Here is a 19,782-nt window from a genome sequence, read left to right on the forward strand (position 1 = left end):
GGAAACTGTCTGCTGATAGCGTACTGTCGGGGGTTTTGTACCTAGATAAGTGCTACGCAGAAACTCTTAATCGTGAGGTTAAGAAGCCCGCGCCGTAATCAAAGATTCGGCGTCGGGAGTATGTCACAGAAGTTATCTCCAGTCAGAGTATCATTACCCAGACCACCACTTAATAGGTCATCCCCAGCATCACCCCAGAGTTGATCATCCCCTCGACCACCATAGAGGGAGTCGTTACCAGATTTACCGCCAATGCGATCGCTTCCTGAACCACCGTAGAGAATATCATCGCCACCAGCCTTACCACCTGCGGACTTGCTGTTGTTATCTCCGCGCAGGATATCATCACCATTGCCACCAAATAGGATATCATTACCCGATCCCCCAGCAATGGTATCATTTCCATCAAAGCCATTGATCAGATCAGCATCAACAGTCCCAATCAACTGGTCAGCCCCTTGAGTACCGTTAATCTCGGAGGTAGTTTCTACTATTGCTGTCGGGGATTGAATAGTATCGAGGTCTAGCCCAAATGCTAGGAATTGGGTAATCTGGCTGTCATTGAAATTGTTATCGCTAGCAACAATTAGGGATTGTCTGCCATCAGATAAGGTTGGACCAAATGCGATCGCTTCACTATTGTCCAGACGAATGCCTAAGTCATCGAAATCCAAGAGTAACCGTTTCTCAGCAACTTGCTCAACCTCCAACAGTTCACTGTCTGGGTTAGTGGGGTCACTCAAGAGGTTATCAACATCACTAATATCTGTAGCGCCTTGGAGCCGGACTTCGTACAGCCTGAGATTATTACCAACACCAACGGCAAAAGAACGCTCTAGGGCTAGTAACGTCCCGGTATTATCTAGCGCTAGTAATTCTACTAAACCATTATCCGCAAAACTACCAGGAGGGTCAGACTGATTAGGAATGGTGTCAGTGATGTAGAGGAATTCTTGAGCCGGTGCCCCAGTTTGTAAATCATACTGTAGAATCCGAACAGGGCTTTGATCTTCTAGTGTCGAAGCCAGGCCATCCTGAATCAGAGCATTCTCTACTGCAGTATAAAGGAAGCGCTCATCTGGGGTAATGGTCAGACTTTCAAAGGCAAGATTGTTACGAATGCCCTTTGTTCCATCAGAGGTAGGTAAGAACTTATCTGGTACCGTCAGCTGATTGAACTGTTGTCCTGCTAGAGAGAATTCATTGACGAAGGGATTAAGAAGATTGTTAGCATCTCCTTCAGAGGAAATAAACAAGGTTCCAGCACTAGTCAAGGCAATCCCTTCTGGATCAATACCCCGTTCTGGGAAAGGATCACCGCTAGCATTCCGTAAAGTAGTGACACCTGTAAACCCGACATCACCGTTGTCTAGACTACCATCACTTAAATCAATATCAATAGTATAGAAACGAGCGGGAGCATTTTGGCTGCGGTCATCAGACATACCATAGTAAACACCATTAGCTGGATCGTAGGCTAAACCAGAGATACCACCAACTTCTGTATTCTCAAACTGCAATCCAGTATTAAAACTAACCTCTCCAAGGAAGTTAATACCAGTGACAACTTTCGAGTTACTATCTACCACTGTCGGCTCTACCTCAACATCAACATATACTAGACGGTGATCAGAACTGGGAAAGGGGAAATCACCCACTAGCTCAAAGGCAGGGTCATCACTTTTTGGCCAGAAAACCGTTGCGTCAGTGATAGGGAGATTCTCTGAAGGCAACACATAATCCACCCGCAGGTTGCCAGGACCACCAAAGTTTTCCTCACCAAAGTCAGCGGTGTCAAAGGCTGGATTACCTCCATGAGTCAGGTTATTCAATCCCTGGCGGTTGGTAGCATCCACCCCTCCTTCACTTGAGGGTGTAACAGAGGTGTTCACTAACGGGTTATCTAGAATTTGCAGGATGGCGTTATCAGTACTATCCCCATCAAAGGGGTCAGCATTTTGGTCTCCCATGATCACAAAGCGATCGCTTGCCAACAGACCACCGAAGTTCCCTTCGTCATCATAAATGTAATCCCCAGCTCCGGGAGTGATATAATCTGACCAGAACCGAATTTCATCATGATTACGGGTACCATTGCGGTCTTCTGCACCATCAAACACTGGAGGGGTAGGATGGCTAGCGAGAACGTGAACTGTTTCACCGTTGATAGTAATGGGAATATCCCAGTGACTCTTGGAAGATAGGCGGAATACAGCTAATTCTTCCTCAGAGTACCAGGATTCCCCAGTAACTGGATCTACAGGAAGCAAGGCATCTGGCATATCTTTCCAGAGGAAGTTTTGAAAGGTGCGTATATTCTCTGTATCAATTGGGTGTTTGGAAAATAGCACCATCCCAAACTGTCCTGGAAAGAAGCCGAAGCCAAAGGCATCATTCCCCCCGCCAACTTGCCCGTTATTATCTAAGTCAAATCCAGAGGGAATCCCGGTGTTAGAAGGTGCGAGATAAACATAGGGGAAGTCAATCGATGTCGCACCATTTTGACTAACTGAAAGATAGTTATCTTGGAAAAGTTTGGCCGCTTCTCCATTCTCATCGAAATCAAATTCATTGATTAGCAATACATCCGGTGAGCCACGCTGAATAATTTCAGCTACCGCCTGCGCCTGGCTATTATCAGTAGTGGATAAATCTTGAATTAAATCCCCTTGATTGGAGCGATTTAAAGAAGCATTAAAGCTGGAAAAGCGAACATCAAGATTAGACATATTAATTTTTTTTGTACCTAAATTTTGAGCACCTCAGTCATCAACCTATGACCAAATAATAAAAACCGGGTAATTAAAGGATTCCCCGGTTTTACAACGGATTAGATAATTGTGAAATCAGCCTCTGTTAGAGGAGTATCAGTCGCAAAGGTTGCTAATAGTTCATTGTCCAAACTAATGCGAGCATTTTGGGAATCTTGTTCAATGGATAACTGACCAAAGGTCAAACCATCGGCTAAACCAATGAGGTCGGTGAAACCAGTTTCTTGTAGGGTTGCGATTAAAGGCTCTTCTAGAGATAAGCCTTGGTAATCGAAGAATGTAGGATGCTTGGTTTCAGGATAGATACCGATTTTTTTACCGGTTTCCGCTTCTACCTGCTGGAGTAGTTCGATAACCTCTTTGAAAGTGGGAATTTCAAACTGACCATCGAACTCATCACTACGGAAGTCACGAGACTGAACAGCACGCAGTTGCTTGATTTCTGCTAAGGTGAAATCTTCAGCAAAGTAACCAGTAATTTCTTCACCATCCAGAAGTTTGGTTGACTTGCGGTCTTCACCAAATACTTCAGCTACGTTAGTGGTATCATCTAGCAACGGTTCGTGACGAGCAATCAAGACACCGTCTTTGGTGATTACTAGGTCAGGCTCAATGAAATCAGCCCCTTGTTCAATCGCAAGAGCGTAAGCTTCTAAGGTATGCTCTGGACGCTCACCGCTAGCACCACGGTGTGCAATGACTAGAGGAGGCTCACCATTGAGGCTATTGAACTTTAAATCTGGGTTTTGAGGCGATCGCACAAATTCCCCTGTGGTATTTCCGGGGATATTGGGAGTGGAAATAGGGGCTTCGAGCAGTTTACCAGTGCTATCGAAGTGAAGTAGAAACGGACCGAATTCGTCACCAATCCAGATATCGCCCTTAGCATCAATCACAAAAGACTCGATATCAAAATCCGCCCCGGTCAGAAAGCGTCCGCTACTGTCTTCGTTAACAATCTTGAAAGGAATTTTGCCATCAGGGTCAGACAGTTGAACAAAGCCTTCAATCTCTACACTACCATCTCCATCCTCTGCACCCTTGAAATCAGGATTAACTTGATAGAGTCTGAGCAGATAATCCGCACTATTCTCTTGGGCTCCAAAACCGTTATCTGATAGGAACCAAAAAGAGCCACCCCCACTAGGAGCAAACTGAACACCACTAAAGCCTTGAACAGGTTGTCCATCAAACGGACCGGTGCGACCATTGGCAGAAATCGGTTCACCGTTGCCATTGTCTGCACCAGACTGGGGTCCTTCTGCAAAGGTATCAGCTGGTAAAGATGCAAATCCTTTTAATTTCATAAAATCCTGGAATCAACGAGACTAAAACTCTCGAATTTAGGGTTTTGATATCTAGAGAGTTAGAAGCACAGAAACTAGCCAAATTATTGTGTCAGCTAATGGGCTACCTCACAGCGTCGTTCGCACAGCGTGGCCATTCGCGTAGCGTGGCCTAAAGGCCAAGGCCAAAGCCTGTGCCACGCACGCTACGCGAACACCTAATACGCAATCATTACCAATCTTCAACAGCATTGGCATGGGTTTACGTGATGATTGAAACTAGCTGAACTCCCTTAGTCAGGGTTTCATTTCCAGGTTAAATTTTGATTGTAGTTATATAAATTTAATTATAAGGTTTGGTTAACAGTTGTTTTTGAACTTTATGTAAATGTTTAGTGTAATTTTATCTGACTAGTGTATAAAGAGTTTGTTAAGTTTACCTAAAATTAACCTAAAATTAACTTTTTCATTTTGTTCTTAACCTTGAGGCGATAGTTTTTTTATAAAACTGCTAACTAAGTAAGGCGTCGGCAAGGATGTTTGTTATCAACGATTTTAAGAACTAATATGCAAGGAAAGGGAATAGGGAATAGGGAATAGGGAACAGGGAACAGTGTAAAAAAAATACCAATTAAAATAGGCTGGGCAAATTTCTATTATCTAGAATACTCACCCATAACCAAACGGTTCTTGCCCACCCTACAAGCTTTAGTTGCTGCGGTAAGCTTATCGTTAGGTGTTGGGCATCGAGTCGAATGGAGATAATTCTTGATTTGATAAGTCAGCTTTTTTAACCCAAAGTTGTGCAACCATCTCAGCACGGGATGAAACTTTCAGCTTCCGAAACATTCGCTTGAGAGCTTGCTTGACTGAATTCTCTGTAATCCAAAGTTCAGTCCCAATTTCTGCGTTAGTGCGTCCCAATGCAACTAATTCGGCAATTTGCAATTCACGAGGGGTTAAGCGATCGCTTTTGAAAGATTGGTGCTGGGAGCGCACGGTTGTAGCCCAAACAGACAAGTGCAAACTGACTGCACTCATATCCGCTAGATTCTGTGTATTGAAAGCAGGCATTGACCGTTCACGAGTGCAGCCTACGGCACCTACTAATTGACCACTGCTGATGATTGGTCCTGCCATCACATGCCAATGATCTGGCCGAGGACAAATCAAGGCCCAAACCTTGGGCGATGCTACCAATGATTCATGGGCAGGAGCGTGATGCTCAACGATATAGCTTGACACTCCCCGGCCTAAAGGCGCGGGGATTCTTGCTTCAACGGGGTGACTTGTTTAACCAGGCCAGAGCCAGGAAAAATAGAGGTCGCCTCTCCACAAGCGTATTTGGTCTATAACCTAGGTTTCGATGTGCCGGAAACGAAACCTTAGAATAGTGGAGCCTTAATCAAAAAGGTTAAAACTTTTTACTCATAGCCGACTAACTATAAAGGCTCCACTATTCTTACGGTAACTTCTAACCCCACCGTACCTAAACTTATTAACAAATAAAGATAAACATTTTTTTAGGGATCTTAGACTTTCATAGACTTCCAAATCGTTAGACTTGATTGTGCAACCTGCTTATCTCAAAACAGGTTTTTTACACTGTCTACTTATTCTGTGATCATGTTCCTCTAGGATACTATTTTTTTGTTATGTCTTTATCTTAACACAAAGCCGTCCTGGAAGAACGGGGCTAATGACCCAGATTTTTTTTTGGTAAAACAGGGTTATGGTCGATAGATAGGGCGATTTTTAGGGATTCCTGAAGCGATGCAGCGCGGTCTTGGGGGTTTCCCCCATGAGCGACTGCATCAAGAAGCTTTTGATTAACTGGAGGCAATTGATCGAAGAAAAAAACACCCCATCGCTTTGCCGCAAAATGCTCACCAATTTTTGGGACAATGCGCGATCGCAAGTCTGCTTCATCCTTGACCTGATGAATGGCTTTAAATAAAAACTGCAAGGAACTCGTCATGACCGTGAGGACCAAAAGTGTACTCGATCGGGTACTGGGCAACCCAAACTGCCTCCCCTAATCTTACCTTTAGCCTCAATATTAGGAGAAAACCGATGTCTCAATACGCTCACCCTGAAGTTTTGGTCAATACACAATGGCTGATGGATCATCTAGAAGATCCGATGGTGCGTGTGGTTGAAGTTGATATGAGTCCAGAATCTTACAAAGATACTCATATTCCGGGGGCTATTTTCTGGAATTTCTCCACTGATCTCTCCATGCCCGACTTCGGAATGAATTTAGACCCCACTGCGATTGAGGAACTGTTGTCACGTTCAGGAATTTCCCAAGAAACGACTGTCATTGCCTATGGTAGTTACCCAGGCACAGGAGCTTTTATTTTCTGGTTTCTGAAGCTCTTTGGACATCAAAAAGTGTATGTCCTTAACGGTGGTCATCAGAAATGGGTGGCAGAAGGTCGTCCAGTAACATCAGACTTGTCAAACTTTCCGCCCACCTCTTATCAAGCAACCTCTCCCAATCCTGACTTACGAGTTCTCCAGGCAGAGGTGCAAGCATCTTTAGAGAAAACGGATTGTGTGGTGCTAGATGTGCGGACTCCTCAAGAGTATTCTGGTGAGATATTTATGATCAAGCCGCCAGAAGGAGCTGAACGTGGAGGGCATATTCCAGGTGCGGTGCATCTTGAGTATACTCATACCTTGAATGAGGACGGTACATTTAAGTCAGTAGAAGAGTTACATGCTCTTTACAGCAGCCGAGGTGTTACAGCTGACAAAGAAATTTTTCCTTATTGCGCGATTGGTGCACGCTCTGCGTACACTTGGTTCGTCTTGAAGTATTTACTCGGCTATCCCAAAGTGAGAAATTATGATGGATCGTGGAATGAGTGGAGCCGTCTGCCTCATGCGCTGATTGAGCGGTAAAAAAAATACCAATTAAAGTAGGGTGGGCAAATTTCTATTATCTAGAATACTCACGCATAACCAAACGGTTTTTGCCCACCCTACAAGCTTTAGCTGACCCACTGAGCACTCAATTGTGAAAATGTCTTGATGCAATAGCGAGTGGGGGAAACCACGGCAGTCGCTGGGGGAACGGCAGTCGCTCATGGGGGAAACCCCCAAGACCGCGCTGCCTCCCCAAGACCGCGCTGCCTTCCCAAGACCGTAATGGTGCGTTTGACCCGTAATTAAATTCGCCACGGGTCGCACCTCTGCATCGCTGCAATAGTTTTTATAACACTTTTATCCCACTAATCCGATTAAACTCATTAATCCCAGTTGACCCTACTCCTTGAGATGGCGACAATGCAATAGTTTTTCAGCACCCTCTTCTCTGTATTACTCCATTTCATCCATTGCACCCATCCAGTTCTTCTGTAAATCGCGATAGTGCAATAGTTTTACCAAATCCTGGCATTTTCAGAAAACGTGTGTTACCTTAATAATATCGTTAAAGCAATGGTTTAGTCGCCATGATGATTTCCACCGCACAAGCCGCTGAATTACTCGGTGTTTCTGCCACTCGCGTCCGTTACCTTCTGGGCAAGGGTAGAGTTAAAGGGGCTTATAAGGTGGGGAGAACTTGGGTGATTCCTTTGTTTGATGGTATGCCGGTGGTCACTCCTGGCACTCGCGGACCAAAACGGAACTGGTCAAAGCGTACAAATTACACCAAGACCGTAATTCATGTTAACCAGAGGGTGATTCGCAACAATCTCAAGACGGGGGACCGGAATCCTGTGATTACGGTGAAGCGAGGCTCTAAAAATGTTTACGGTCATACGGTGGAGGTCAATGGCCCCTGTCGGGTGATGTATCGTCCAGATGATCCCCTTAAGTGTGGAGCACGGGTGTGGATTGAGACTATTTCTGATTTTGAAGTGATTTCAGCGTGATGGGTCAGCTGTTCAGTATTGAGATTGGGATACCTAAATTGCTCAAAGGGAATAGGGAATAGGCAACAGAGATACAATCCTGTGTACCTGATTAGGGTAAAAAAAACTAGATTAGCAAAAATCTCCCTATCTCCCTATCTCCCTATCTCCCTACTCGTGAAATTCTTAATTAGACCCATCAAACACTGGTATGCCATCATTTGATGATTCTGCTGGTGCAGGTGCTGGAATTTCAGGGCTAGTGTCAGGAAAACGTTCACCACTAGTTTTCGGTTGGGCTTGTGGTTTGGTAAAAATAAATTCCCTGGTGGGAGTAGGTGGTGAGGGTTGAGGGCTACTGGTCCATTGTGGCGCGACAGTATTAGCGATCGCACCATAGGTAAGATAGATGTGACCTAATTGTTTGCCCTGATACATACGTTTGGTAAATCGCCAACCAGGATCAAGAAAGATTTTGAGAAAGCCATTCGCCAAACCTCTGGTGCGGCCAATCTCAATGTCTGGGGCATTGCGGTCAATGCGGTGACTCCCTACTAATACCAATTCTCCATTCCGCTTAACCACTCTGAGCATATAGTCTAGGCCGAAGTCTTGACTATCGACCCGCATAGAATAGCCGTTGCTATCTGTACTGCGCCCACAAATTCCTGTAAAGTCAAAGTCGAGCAGCAGAGGATCTACAATAACTGGGTTAGTGCCACGTTCACGCCAGCACGCTTGCCAGTTTGCTATCTGCTCAATGACTAGTAATTGATATTGGTTGTAGCCAAAAGGGGCAGCTACTGCAATAAAATTGTTTTCGTTAACTTCGATGTTGTCAAAAGTATTCGCTGCTGCTGGATTGATAGCGCCTAAGGTAAGGCAAGAAGCTGTAGTGATTGCAGTAGCTGCTAGCCAGGGTGATGTGTTCATGGGTTTTACCGTTCCTAAGTTAGACCATTCCCAGTAGACGCTAGCACTAAAGAATTTGCTCCCCTAGTGATACAGTCAAATTATATCAACTCGGCTTGATGGAGAATATCGTAGGAAAAGAGAAAACGTCAGCAGTCAGCGGTCAGCCGTCAGCGGTCAGTAGTCAGCGGTCAGTGGTCAGCCGTCAGCTTATTTTATTCACAACCTGTTCGGTGTAGCTTCGCCTACAGCCAATAGCTGATAGCACCTCAAGTAGCGTGGCACAGGCTTCGACGCTAGGAGCTAGGGCATTAGCTGAGCGCTGAGCACTGATTACTGATAGCTGATTACTGATAGCTGATTACTGATAGCTGATTACTGATAGCTTACGTTACTCGTTAATCGTCACTTTCACCATTTGAACAGGGGTTTTGGGGCGATCACCGCGATCAGTAGGGGTGGTTTGAATCTGGTTCACCACATCCATACCCTCAGTCACTCTACCAAAAACCGGGTGCTTCGAGGGGCCTGGAGAAAACCAATCGAGATAGGAATTGTCCCGTGTATTGATGAAAAACTGGCAACTACCGCTATTGGGAGCACCGGTATTTGCCATAGATAATGTACCTGGTTCATTGGAAATTTTGGCATTGTCCGGGTGCTCATCCTGGATGCAGCCGTCAGGACCATTCCCGGTACCGGCGCGACCACTATTGGGATCCTTGCTATAGGGACAGCCAAACTGAATCATGAAGTTATTAATCACCCGGTGAAAATGAAGACCATCGTAGAAACCAGACTTGGCTAGTTTAATGAAATTACCGGCTGTCTCTGGCATCACATCGGTGAACAATTCCACGGTAATTGTGCCTAAAGAGGTTTCTAGGGTTGCGGTTGGGTTTGCCATCTATATTTCTCAGTTAATGAGAGTTTTGTTAACACTCAACCAGGATACAGCAGGGAGTGGGGAATCGGGAGTGGGGAATCGGGAGTGGGGAATCGGGAATCGGGAATCGGGAATCGGGAGTCGGGATTCGGGAGGTAAGCTATCAGCTATTAGCTATCAGGTATCAGCTATCAGCTTATGCCCACGCTACGCGAACAGCCATCAGGTATCAGCTATCAGCTTATGCGCTACGCGCACGCTACTAGATCGGTGCTTTTGAATAAGCGATGCAGCGGGTTAGGTCACAGGCTGGAAGCCTGTGCCACGGCTGACTGCTGACTACTGACCGCTGACTACTCCCTACTCCCTACTCCCTACTCCCTACCTAACAATTTCACTAAACGACCTCTTACCGATCCTCTGGGGTGATGGTTTAATGTCAGGAGGAAGAGATTGCACTACTCCCCATTTAGTTACTAATTCTTTTAGCAGCATCTCTTGCTCAGTCCGGAATTTGGTATAGTCTCCCCCTGAATTCATGACAGCAAACCAAACAGTGCCATAGGTTTGAGTTGGTAAGGCTCCGGCTAAGGTACTAACATAATTCAAACTACCGGATTTAACTACTGCTAAGTTAGGCAATGGACGTTCATTTAATATACCTTTGTCTTCTCCTACGATGGCAAATACATCAGCAACGGTCATGTTGTATTGCTGAAGATAGCGCTCAATGGCGAGAAATACAGCAGTGACAGCCCGAGGAGACATGCGATTTTCTTCACCTAAACCAGAGCCATTGATTAAGGTAATTTCTGATTGGGGTACTCCCGCTGCTTCTGCTGCTTTGCGGGCTACCACCTTGGCACCACCAGCGGTATTGGCTAGCATTTCGGCCATTTTATTATTACTGTAGCGATTCATTTTCTTCAGCAGTTCCGCCAGGGGAAAGGAATACTGGCGGACTAGGGGCTGTAGATTGTCAGGGGGTGAAGCTACTACTTGCACAGAGCCTGCGATCGCAATTTCCGGTCTAGGGGTACCTGGGGGTAAGGTCTGATACTGAGTTTCTGCTGCTGGTGGCCAACTCTTACCATTCAAGCCTTGCTTGAGCAGAGTGCCAGCTTTGAGGGGTAAGGTCTCAAAATTCATATAAAACTTACCCACAATCACCAAATTACCGGTTACTTGCTTGATTCCTAACTGATTTAACTGGTTGCCTACTGCTATGGCTTCTTCCCAAACAAAAAAGGGGTCTTCTGATCCTTCAACCACTAGGTCTCCTTGTAGCACCCCGTTCTCAATCGGTCCGGTGGCGCTAAATTTGGTAATGAATTGGTGGTCAGGACCAAGGGTAGAAAGAGCGGCTAGGGTGGTGGCTGCTTTGGTAAGGGATGCTGCCGGTAAGGGAATAGTGCCTTGGTGATTAGCTAAGAGGGTATCTCCTGATTCGATCCATATGCCTTGATTGGTCTTAGTCATCCCTTTGGAGGATAATCCTTTCAGGTATTGGTCAACACTCTGTTGGCTTCCTGGATTAGGATTCGTTTCCGCAACGGTTAGGGGTTGATCAGGCTTTTCGATCACCTTTAGTGCATTCTCTGGTTCTGACGAGTTGGAAGCATCTGGATCAGGAGATGGCGATACACCCTTAGGGGAATCCGCCCCATTACATCCAATTAGTAGTGCTAGGAGTAGTGTAGATAGTGTAGCAGTTACATATTTATATAGCATTTTTAGTTTAGTTGTGAACATACTCCTTTAGGCAAGAGGCAAGAGGCAAGAGGCAAGAGGCAAGAGGCAAGAGGCAAAAGGCAAAAGGCAAGAGGCAAGAGGCAAGAGGCAAGAGTAACCCACCCCTAACCCCTCCCAGGAGGGGAAATAGCTCCAGAGTTTTATAGGAAAATAAAAAAAGACCTTCTTAGTTTACATCTCGAATACAAATTTTATACCATTGCAAAATATATCATGAAACCAAATGCTTGTTTAGGATAAGACCAAAAAATCCTCCAAGCTCTTTCCTGCTTTTGCCTTTCGCCTCTTGCCTTTTGCCTTTTGCCTTTTGCCTTTTGCCTTTTGCCTTGAATCATAGTTTCACATTTAAACTGAAAATGCTATATCTTTTCCTCTAACTGTTTAAGTTTCAAATTTACTTCCAAATCATCCCGTCCCACAATAGTTTCTATGTTACCGAGGCGTTCTTCTATTTGTTGAACTTGATTAGGAAGAAGGGTTTTATCGGACTTGTTATGAGAGTGCCAAACAAAAGCGGTGCTAGTTGCTGCGCCCCCGATCACAATCATCGGTATGGCTAACTTATATTTGCCTGGGGCAAAAATCATACAAATCGCTAACATTCCAGTAGCATAAGACCAAATTTGTTTGGTGGTCATAGCACGGATATTAAGAGATTTCTCGAATTCGGATTGTTGTTGATAAGTCATGGTTTAGTAAAGGGAGTAGGGAGTAGGGAGTAGGGAGTAGGGAGTAGGGAATCGGGAATCGGGAATCGGGAGTGTGGAACAGGCATCTTGCCTGTATCGGGCATCTTGGTGGAATGGGCATCTTGCCTGTATCGGGCATCTTGGTGGAATGGGCATCTTGCCTGTATCGGGCATCTTGGTGGAACGGGCATCTTGCCTGTTACAATTCCCAGGCGGGCAGGATGCCCATTCTACTGATATTGATCGGAAGATTCAGCAATGACTTAAGCTGATAGCTGATAGCTGATAGCTGATAGCTGACCGCTGACCGCTGATCGCTTACATCCCATCACCTATTACTAATCTTTCAAAAGTTCTGATCCATGGTCAGTAAAATTTTCAAGACTCCCCGCTGCTGGGCATGGTTAAAGGCGGTTAACCCTTCTTCAACTGGGTAATGAGCTTGGATTAGGTAGTTGACATTTACTTTATCTTGTGCTAATAAATCAATGGCTGGTTTAAAGGGACCGCAACGGGAACCGATTAGGGTAATTTCGTCTACTACCAGAGACGAGGCATCAAAGGTTAGGTTGCCAGCGTAGGTACTTTTTAATACCAGGGTACCTCGTGGGCGCAACGCTCGACGGGCAAGGGCAAATCCTTCGGGGTTGCCAGTACACTCGACTGAGATATCGAAACTACCGTTAGTGATGGCATCGGCAAAGCCTACCTTAATTCCTCTGGCTTCTAAATTGGCCAATTTCTCGTGATGACGGCCAATCACAAGCAAATTGCAGCCCGTTAGGGCTAGGGTTTGTGCCACCAGTTGTCCGAGCTTACCGTCTCCCACTACTAACACCTGGTGATCGGGAGCAACCTTGATTTGTTCCTGAATTTCCAGAGCAGCAGCCAAAGGTTCAGTAAAGGTGGCGGCATCAGTAGAAATAGTATCGGGTAAGGGATGTAAGTTTTTTACGGGCAAGGTCAGATAGTCAGCAAAGGCTCCGTTACGGTTAACAATACCTAAGACAGTACGGTTTTGGCAGTGAGTCGGTTGTCCACTTCTACAAAATCGACACTCACCACAGGCGGCATTAATTTCTCCCACCACCCGCTGGTTGACTAAATTGTCTGGTCCATCTTCCACAACACCAACAAACTCATGACCTAATATACCCTTGTAGGGGTAATAGCCTCGGATTAGTTCCAAATCAGTGTTGCATATCCCCGCACGCAATACCCGCACTAAGGCTTCATCAGAGGGTGGTGATGGCACAGGTAGGTCAGTGCGCAGTTGCAGTTGCTGGTTTTCGAGCCAGAGTCCTTTCATTGTTGGTTGTTGTGACAAGATTGAGAAATTGGTTCTTATAGCGCTACGCCCAAGGCAAAAGGCAAAAGGCAAAAGCGATGCAGCGCGGTCTTGGGGGTTTCCCCCATGAGCGACTGCATCAAGAAGGCAAAAGGCAAAAGCTTTTGCTGCTTGTATCCATGTCAAACACCTTAATGCGTAGTGCTACATTTCCCATTTTAATCGGTGGCATTACTGAACTGGAGTAGGGTAAAAATTCTACCAATTTCGGAAATTACTACTACACCTTAATTTGATATGGGTGCATCTGATCAAAGCTGTTTAACCCGGTGGTGCGTTACGGGACGGGCTTTTTAAACACTGGCGATGGAGAAAATCAGTACCAGCCCGTCCCTAACACACCCTACGCCACTAAACTTCTGTCCATCCGTCGATTGTTGCCATCAAAATATTTACCAGGGGATGGTCTATGGCTTCCTTGAACGCTTCCACTCCTCCTGCTTTCAGGGCATTGATAACTTTATTTTTTAGGGTTGGGTTATTTTTTATTTTCTCAGCAGCCTTGGCTACAACTGTTAATTTCTCAATCTCATTACTGGTGGGATTAGTCTGGGATAGTTGGTTGAGGAGTTGCTGGATTTCTGCTGCTGCATCGGCTAGGCTTTGGGTTTCCTCTGATGTAAAATTATTCGTGTTAATTTGTCTAGCATTGTCGTTGAAAACATTAAAATTATTAGGATTATTAGCTTGGCTTTGATCTATATCTAGATTATCTATATTAAAATTACGGGAATTATCTGACATATCACTCTCTGCTTTAGCTGTAACATCAAAAATATTTTTAATCGGTCTACTAACCAGTGGTTCAATAATTTTCATTAAGTTTTCGCTTTGCTCACGATAAATTTCTATTATCTGCTCATCTTTAGCTTTTAGTTCTGCTTTATATTTTTCTAATTCTTGGAGCACAAGTTCATATTTTTGCTTGAAGTCACTATGAATCTTTTCCTTATTCGTATCAGGGGGAACACTTACTTTAACAACAACGACACCATCCCCTTTATTTTCAATACTCTGAATAGCTAGTTCTGTATCTTCATTCTCTACTTGGACTTTTTTGAAAGCAGTAACAAAAGCTTTCCAATCAACACCATTTTGGAAAATAAGGTCAACAGTATTTAAGACTTCTTGGAATAGCTTGGTAAATTCTCCTGCTTGAAAGTCATCGCTACTTGGACGACGCTCTCGACTTCCTTGAGGATTGGAATTTTCTAGTAAAAAGACATACTGACAATCAATATTAGTTAAGGTAGTTGTTGAGTCAATATTCCACGCTTCTAAACACGCTCCGGTAAAATAAGCATGAGTAAAATCAGTACCAACTGCTTGAGCTTCAGTTAAATTAGCCCATTCTAAATTAGCCTCTTCTAACGTGGCTTCGCTAAGATCAGCCAGTTTTAGATTAGCCTTATTTAAATTAGCTCCTTTTAAATTTGCTCCTCTAAGATTGGCATCCACATAAGACTTATTGTAACCATTCCCAGTAACCAATAATTCTCTGACAGCAGTATCAGCTAAGATAGTTTTACCTGGTCTAGTTCGGTCAAGTTTAATAGTATCTTGCCAACAGGTACGAGTAAGAGTAGCCTTTCTTAAATCTGTACTTTTCAGCGTAGCTCCCGTAAAATCAGCATCAGTTAAATCGGCATTGTAAAAACTGGTACCTCCTGTAGCAGCAAAAGCAATAGCAATAGTACGAATCCAGGCATCTCGGGGATCCCCTTTTAGAGCACGCCAGCCCAGGTAAGCACCAAGTAATGCCAAGGCTACGGCTACAGCTATGGTTACGGCTATGGCTACGAGTCCCGTGAAGCGGAAGGCGAAGGCGAAGGCGAAGGCGAAGGCGGTGGCTATAGCTATACCGATGGTTATAATGCTGGCAATGGCGCTGACGAAAGTGCTGGCGCTGGTACTGACAAAAGTGCTGGCGGTGGCGATAGCGGTGGCGCTGGCGCTGACAAAGGTGCTGGCGGTGGCGCTGACGATTGCGCTCGCAATACCAATGGCGTTGGCAGTAACGACAACAATAACTACAAGGCTGCTCCCAGCGATGGCAATGGCCACTCCTGATCTGATACCTTGACGCAGAATAACACTATATACTATTATTAAAATAATAAAAGCTGCCCAGCCGGAGACTTGGTTATCTACGCTGTTAAAGTCAGAGCTTAACCCTACTAACGCACCACCAAGTAAGGAAGCCATTCCCGATACTCCCGAAGTTATCCATGAAACCAACAGAAGAAGAAATACCCACCGTTTTTGTAATCCTGCCACCGCGTTACAGAACTTAGTTCCGGTTAGAATAGCATTCTTAAAGTTCGCGCCTCTAATATCAGCTTCACTAAAATCTGCTCCTGAAAGGTCTTGCCCCTGCAAAGACTGACCTCTAAGATTTTCCTTACGGAAATCCCTTTCTCCTGCTGCATATTTTCTGAGAACTTCTTCAGCTTTCATTATTGATAGTTATATAGTCGTTTATCAGCTATCAGTTATCAGCTTTTGGATGAAACAGGTAAGCATTGGTTTAATCTGTGTTACGTCAGCTGACGGCTGACCGGTGAATGCTTAGCTTATTTTGAAATCCCTACTGGATCTAAGACTTATTCTCTAGGTATTGATAATTAGAGTATTTTTGTTGATTAATTTAGATGCATTTACCCTGCCTTCGCGATCAGACTCGCCAAGGAAAATCAAAGGAGGGCAGTTTTAATTAGAAACTGATTGAAATGTAATCAATTGCAATGGTATCACAAACCAGAGTTGTTAATATATCACAATTCGTGAGGGAAAACACTTAAAATCCTCAGGGAAAACACTTAAAAAAGTCACAAAAATATAGCGCTATATTTAGATAACAGGAAAAGACAGGGGAGTGTAGTAAGTGTGGAGAGTGCTCCCCACTCCCAACTAAATACTTAAGCTTGTTATCAGCTAACCCCTGTTCGCGTAGCGTGCGCGTAGCACATTAGCTGATAGCTTACCTTAGCTCTGTCTAGCCAGGTCAAGTTTACTAGTATTATCCAAACTAGTACCAGTAAGATTAGCCTTTCTTAAATCTGTACTTTTGAGGGTAGCTCCGGTAAAGTCAGCATCGGTTAGGTCAGCATTGTAAAAGTTAGTACCTCCTGTAGCCGCAAATGCGATCGCATTCTTCCGAATCCAGGCATCTCGGGGGTCTCCTTTTAGAGCACGCCAGCCCTGGTAAGCACCAAGTAATACTAATACTAAGGCTACAGCTATGGCTACGGCTATGTTTACAGCTCCGCTTAATCGGAAGGCGATGGCGATGGCGCTGGCGCTGGTGATGAAGAGGCTAACGACCCTGGCGCTGGCCCTGGCGCTGGTTCTGGCGCTGGCGCTGGTGATGGCAACGGCGTAGATGCTGGCGATTACAATCGGGCAGGCGAAGCTGCTGAAGCTGCCGCTGTCGATGGCAACGGTGCTGACAGCACCGATAACACAGACGATACCGAGGACGGCTCCTGCTCCCATACCTTGACGCAGGATAACACTATATACTATAATTACACAGACCAAAGCTATCCAGCCGGAGACTTGGTTATCTAAGTTGTCAAAGATAAACGCTACTACTCCCCCACCAAGGAAGGAGAGAATTCCTGATAGTCCTGACACTATCCAGGAAACTAACATAAGAACACTTACCCACCGTTGCTGTAATCCAGCCTTGGCCTTACAGAAGTTAGTTCCGGTCAGATTAGCATTCTTAAAGTTTACTCCCCTGATATCAGCTTCACTAAAATCTGCTCCTGAAAGGTCTTGCCCCTGGAAAGACTGACCTCTGAGATTGACCCTGCTGAAATCCCTTTCTCCATTCTTATATCTGGTTAGAACTTCATTAGCTTTCATAGCTTCCATTAGTGGTAGTAACATAGTAAGCTATCAGTTATCAGCATTCAGCGGTCAGCATTCAGCATTCAGCATTCAGCATTCAGCATTCAGCTTTTGAATAAAACAAGCTGATAACTAAGAGCTGACGGCTGACGGCTGACGGCTTACCTGAAGTATTAATAATTAGATTATTTGTGCTGATTAATTAATTTAGATGTATTTCCCCTGACTTAGGGATTAGACTCCCTAGGGAAAACCGAAGGAACAGAGTCTTGATGATAAACTGGGTTCAGTATATTCACTGAACAATATATCATATTTTCTGATTGAAGCAAATTAAGAAACTTTAAAAGTATAGCGCTAGTTTTAGTCTGAAAAGTCCCTCTTACTAAGGGGGATTTAGGGGGATCTCAACCCTGAAGCAGATTTGGAATCGATCCCCCCCAGCCCCCCTTATCAAAGGGGGGAGCAATGAAATAGCCCTACTCCCCACTCCTAATATCATGTTTTTTAACTGAAGCAAATTAAGAAACTTTAAAAGTATAGCGCTAGTTTTAGTCTAAAAAGTCCCCCTTACTAAGGGGGATTTAGGGGGATCTCAACCCTGAAGCGGATTTGGAATCGATCCCCCCCAGCCCCCCTTATCAAAGGGGGGAGCAATGAAATAGCCCTACTCCCCACTCCTAATATCATGTTTTTTAACTGAAGCAAATGAAGAAACGTAATAAGTATAGCGCTAATTTTAGTCTGAAAAGTCCCCCTTAGTAAGGGGGATTTAGGGGGATCTCAACCCTGAAGCGGATTCGGAATCGATCCCCCCCAGCCCCCCTTATCAAAGGGGGGAGCAATGAAATAGCCCGGGTGACCACTGACCACTGACCGCTGACGGCTGACCACTGATAGCTCACCTTAGCTCTGTCTAGCCAAGTCAAGTTTACTAGTATTTTCCAAACTAGTACCAGTAAGATTAGCCTGTCTTAAATCTGTATTTTTGAGGGTAGCTCCGGTAAAGTCAGCATCGGTTAGGTCAGCGTTGTAAAAACTTGTACCCCCTGTAGCCGCAAATGCGATCGCATTCGTCCTAATCCAGGCATGTTTAGGGTCTTCGGTTAGAGCACCCCAGCCCAGGTAAGAACCAAGTAAAGCCAAGAGGAAGGCTAAAGTTCCAGCTAAGGAAGAGGCGAGCTGGAAGCCCAAGCTTCCGGTTCTGGCAAAGGGCAAGGCTAACTGCTGTATGGCATAGACTCCAGCTACAGCTCCACCTACTGCTACCAACAAGCCTAAGACTCCAATTAAGACACCATCAAACACTTCCACTGCCGCTCCAGTGGTAGCTACCGCTAGGGCTATGACCAAGGGTAAGCCTAAGGCAAAGGCTAGGGCGAAGGGGAAGGCTAAGCCAAAGGCTCCAGCGACAGCGACAGCTACGGCAAAGGCAAAGACCAAGCCTACCACTAAAGCTTGGACTGTTTGAATACCTTGACCAAGGATAACAAAAAATAAAACAATTATTGCTACCAAGGCTATCCAGGCAAAGATTAGGTTTGAACCCTGGACATAGTTAACAATGAATGCTGCATAACTCCCACCATAAAATCAAGCAATTGCTGATAGTATTAACGCTATCGATGAAACCAATAGAATAACAATTGACCAGGATCTTTGTAATCCAGCCTTTGCCTGACGGAACTTAGTTCCCCTGAGCATCGCATTCTTAAAGTTAGCTCCTCTAAGATCAGCGTCACTAAAATCTGCCCCAGACAGGTTTCTCCCTTGGAATGACTGACCCCTGAGATTTACCTTTCGGAAATCCCTTTCTCCTTGGGCATATCTCGCTAGAATTGTTTGAGCTTTCATTAGCATTTTTAGGAGTTATTAATTGGGTGAGCTATAAATTAGGGAGTAGGGAGTAGGGAGTAGGGAGTAGGGAGTAGGGAGTAGGGAGTAGGGAGTAGGGAGTAGGGAATAGGGAAAAAATACTCTATACTTTAATTACTATGAGAAGCGCTATAGTCATTAGTTGCTTGACCAGGATAAACCAGTATTATTTTTAAATCCCTACTGGATATAAGATTAATCCTCTAACTATTGATACTTATAGCAATCGCTGTAGCAATTGTGATAATTTTAACTCCCTACTTCCTACTCCCTGTTGCCTTTGATATAGAGGATTTTTGCTGATTAATTAAGGTGCGCTTGCTCTGCCTTTGCGATTAGAATCCCTAAGGAAAACCGCAGCAGGGGAGTTCCCATTAGAAACGGGTTCGCTATCGGTGATTATGATTGTTTTACTAACAACTATACCAATCCTAAATGATTTTGAAGAAAAATGAGATATCATGGAATATAAATTTACCACCATGTTCTCATGACTCTGGAAGAATTTATAGCTAGCAATCGAGACCCTAGAGAGCTAAAGCGAGCAA

At 44.7% G+C, this 19,782-nt stretch carries 21 protein-coding genes; 5 read left to right on the forward strand and 16 right to left on the reverse strand.

What is annotated here, in order from left to right; all coding sequences use genetic code 11:
* Positions 1-98 precede the first annotated feature (98 nt).
* The 5 genes from F6K46_RS30535 to F6K46_RS30555 form a co-directional block, all read right to left on the reverse strand.
* Complete coding sequence (locus F6K46_RS30535) at positions 99-2,729, reverse strand: esterase-like activity of phytase family protein (protein WP_293064752.1); 2,631 nt, start codon at positions 2,727-2,729, stop codon at positions 99-101.
* A gap of 101 nt (positions 2,730-2,830) precedes the next feature.
* Entirely contained in the window at positions 2,831-4,078 is a 1,248-nt protein-coding gene (locus F6K46_RS30540; RefSeq protein ID WP_293064754.1) for a glycerophosphodiester phosphodiesterase family protein, read from the reverse strand.
* 108 nt (positions 4,079-4,186) lie between these two features.
* Positions 4,187-4,315, reverse strand: a complete 129-nt coding sequence (locus tag F6K46_RS30545) for a hypothetical protein (RefSeq protein WP_293064756.1) — start codon at positions 4,313-4,315, stop codon at positions 4,187-4,189.
* Positions 4,316-4,789: 474 nt separating this feature from the next.
* The gene (locus F6K46_RS30550; protein WP_293064758.1) at positions 4,790-5,302 is read right to left on the reverse strand and encodes a helix-turn-helix transcriptional regulator; all 513 of its coding nucleotides are present in this window, start codon (positions 5,300-5,302) and stop codon (positions 4,790-4,792) included.
* 451 nt (positions 5,303-5,753) lie between these two features.
* A complete protein-coding gene (locus F6K46_RS30555; protein WP_293064760.1) occupies positions 5,754-6,035 on the reverse strand; it encodes a hypothetical protein in 282 nt (93 codons plus the stop codon).
* A gap of 17 nt (positions 6,036-6,052) precedes the next feature.
* Between F6K46_RS30555 and F6K46_RS30560 the strand changes: the two genes are divergently transcribed.
* From F6K46_RS30560 to F6K46_RS30570, 3 genes are all read left to right on the forward strand, one after another.
* Positions 6,053-6,964 (forward strand): sulfurtransferase, encoded by a 912-nt coding sequence (locus F6K46_RS30560; protein ID WP_293064762.1) that lies wholly within the window; start codon positions 6,053-6,055, stop codon positions 6,962-6,964.
* 141 nt (positions 6,965-7,105) lie between these two features.
* A complete protein-coding gene (locus tag F6K46_RS30565) occupies positions 7,106-7,234 on the forward strand; it encodes a hypothetical protein (RefSeq protein ID WP_293064764.1) in 129 nt (42 codons plus the stop codon).
* A gap of 281 nt (positions 7,235-7,515) precedes the next feature.
* Positions 7,516-7,938, forward strand: a complete 423-nt coding sequence (locus tag F6K46_RS30570; RefSeq protein ID WP_070392246.1) for a helix-turn-helix domain-containing protein — start codon at positions 7,516-7,518, stop codon at positions 7,936-7,938.
* Positions 7,939-8,103: 165 nt separating this feature from the next.
* Here F6K46_RS30570 and F6K46_RS30575 read toward each other — a convergent pair whose 3' ends face one another.
* Together F6K46_RS30575 and F6K46_RS30580 are read right to left on the reverse strand one after the other, a co-directional pair.
* Positions 8,104-8,850, reverse strand: coding sequence for a DUF3747 domain-containing protein (locus F6K46_RS30575; protein WP_293064766.1), 747 nt, complete (start codon positions 8,848-8,850; stop codon positions 8,104-8,106).
* 370 nt (positions 8,851-9,220) lie between these two features.
* The gene (locus F6K46_RS30580) at positions 9,221-9,736 is read right to left on the reverse strand and encodes a peptidylprolyl isomerase (RefSeq protein ID WP_293064768.1); all 516 of its coding nucleotides are present in this window, start codon (positions 9,734-9,736) and stop codon (positions 9,221-9,223) included.
* A gap of 16 nt (positions 9,737-9,752) precedes the next feature.
* On the opposite strand from F6K46_RS30580, the gene F6K46_RS30585 reads away from it, so the two are divergent.
* Positions 9,753-9,995, forward strand: a complete 243-nt coding sequence (locus F6K46_RS30585) for a hypothetical protein (protein ID WP_293064770.1) — start codon at positions 9,753-9,755, stop codon at positions 9,993-9,995.
* Between the two features lie 101 nt (positions 9,996-10,096).
* On the opposite strand, the gene F6K46_RS30590 is transcribed toward F6K46_RS30585, so the two are convergent.
* From F6K46_RS30590 to F6K46_RS30610, 5 genes are all read right to left on the reverse strand, one after another.
* Positions 10,097-11,446 (reverse strand): D-alanyl-D-alanine carboxypeptidase, encoded by a 1,350-nt coding sequence (locus tag F6K46_RS30590; protein ID WP_293064772.1) that lies wholly within the window; start codon positions 11,444-11,446, stop codon positions 10,097-10,099.
* A 212-nt stretch (positions 11,447-11,658) separates the two neighbouring features.
* Positions 11,659-11,802 carry a hypothetical protein gene (locus tag F6K46_RS30595; protein WP_293117672.1) on the reverse strand — a complete coding sequence of 48 codons (144 nt, stop codon included), beginning with the start codon at positions 11,800-11,802 and terminating at the stop codon, positions 11,659-11,661.
* A 24-nt stretch (positions 11,803-11,826) separates the two neighbouring features.
* A complete protein-coding gene (locus F6K46_RS30600) occupies positions 11,827-12,156 on the reverse strand; it encodes a hypothetical protein (protein ID WP_075899886.1) in 330 nt (109 codons plus the stop codon).
* A complete protein-coding gene (locus F6K46_RS30605; RefSeq protein ID WP_293064775.1) occupies positions 12,153-12,347 on the reverse strand; it encodes a hypothetical protein in 195 nt (64 codons plus the stop codon). The genes F6K46_RS30600 and F6K46_RS30605 overlap by 4 nt, the downstream gene beginning before the upstream one ends.
* 155 nt (positions 12,348-12,502) lie before the next feature.
* Positions 12,503-13,465, reverse strand: a complete 963-nt coding sequence (locus F6K46_RS30610) for an alcohol dehydrogenase catalytic domain-containing protein (RefSeq protein ID WP_293064779.1) — start codon at positions 13,463-13,465, stop codon at positions 12,503-12,505.
* Positions 13,466-13,542: 77 nt separating this feature from the next.
* Between F6K46_RS30610 and F6K46_RS30615 the strand changes: the two genes are divergently transcribed.
* Positions 13,543-13,692 carry a hypothetical protein gene (locus tag F6K46_RS30615; protein ID WP_293064782.1) on the forward strand — a complete coding sequence of 50 codons (150 nt, stop codon included), beginning with the start codon at positions 13,543-13,545 and terminating at the stop codon, positions 13,690-13,692.
* Positions 13,693-13,855: 163 nt separating this feature from the next.
* Here F6K46_RS30615 and F6K46_RS30620 read toward each other — a convergent pair whose 3' ends face one another.
* From F6K46_RS30620 to F6K46_RS30635, 4 genes are all read right to left on the reverse strand, one after another.
* Positions 13,856-15,961: a pentapeptide repeat-containing protein gene (locus F6K46_RS30620; protein WP_293064785.1), complete on the reverse strand. Its 2,106-nt coding sequence runs from the start codon at positions 15,959-15,961 to the stop codon at positions 13,856-13,858.
* A 528-nt stretch (positions 15,962-16,489) separates the two neighbouring features.
* A complete protein-coding gene (locus tag F6K46_RS30625; protein WP_293117675.1) occupies positions 16,490-17,398 on the reverse strand; it encodes a pentapeptide repeat-containing protein in 909 nt (302 codons plus the stop codon).
* An 867-nt stretch (positions 17,399-18,265) separates the two neighbouring features.
* Positions 18,266-18,877, reverse strand: a complete 612-nt coding sequence (locus tag F6K46_RS30630) for a pentapeptide repeat-containing protein (protein WP_293064791.1) — start codon at positions 18,875-18,877, stop codon at positions 18,266-18,268.
* A 75-nt stretch (positions 18,878-18,952) separates the two neighbouring features.
* Positions 18,953-19,213: a pentapeptide repeat-containing protein gene (locus tag F6K46_RS30635; protein ID WP_293117678.1), complete on the reverse strand. Its 261-nt coding sequence runs from the start codon at positions 19,211-19,213 to the stop codon at positions 18,953-18,955.
* Positions 19,214-19,782: the final 569 nt, after the last annotated feature.

The organism is Moorena sp. SIO3E8 (assembly GCF_010692445.1).
Taxonomy (GTDB): Bacteria; Cyanobacteriota; Cyanobacteriia; order Cyanobacteriales; family Coleofasciculaceae; genus Moorena; species Moorena bouillonii.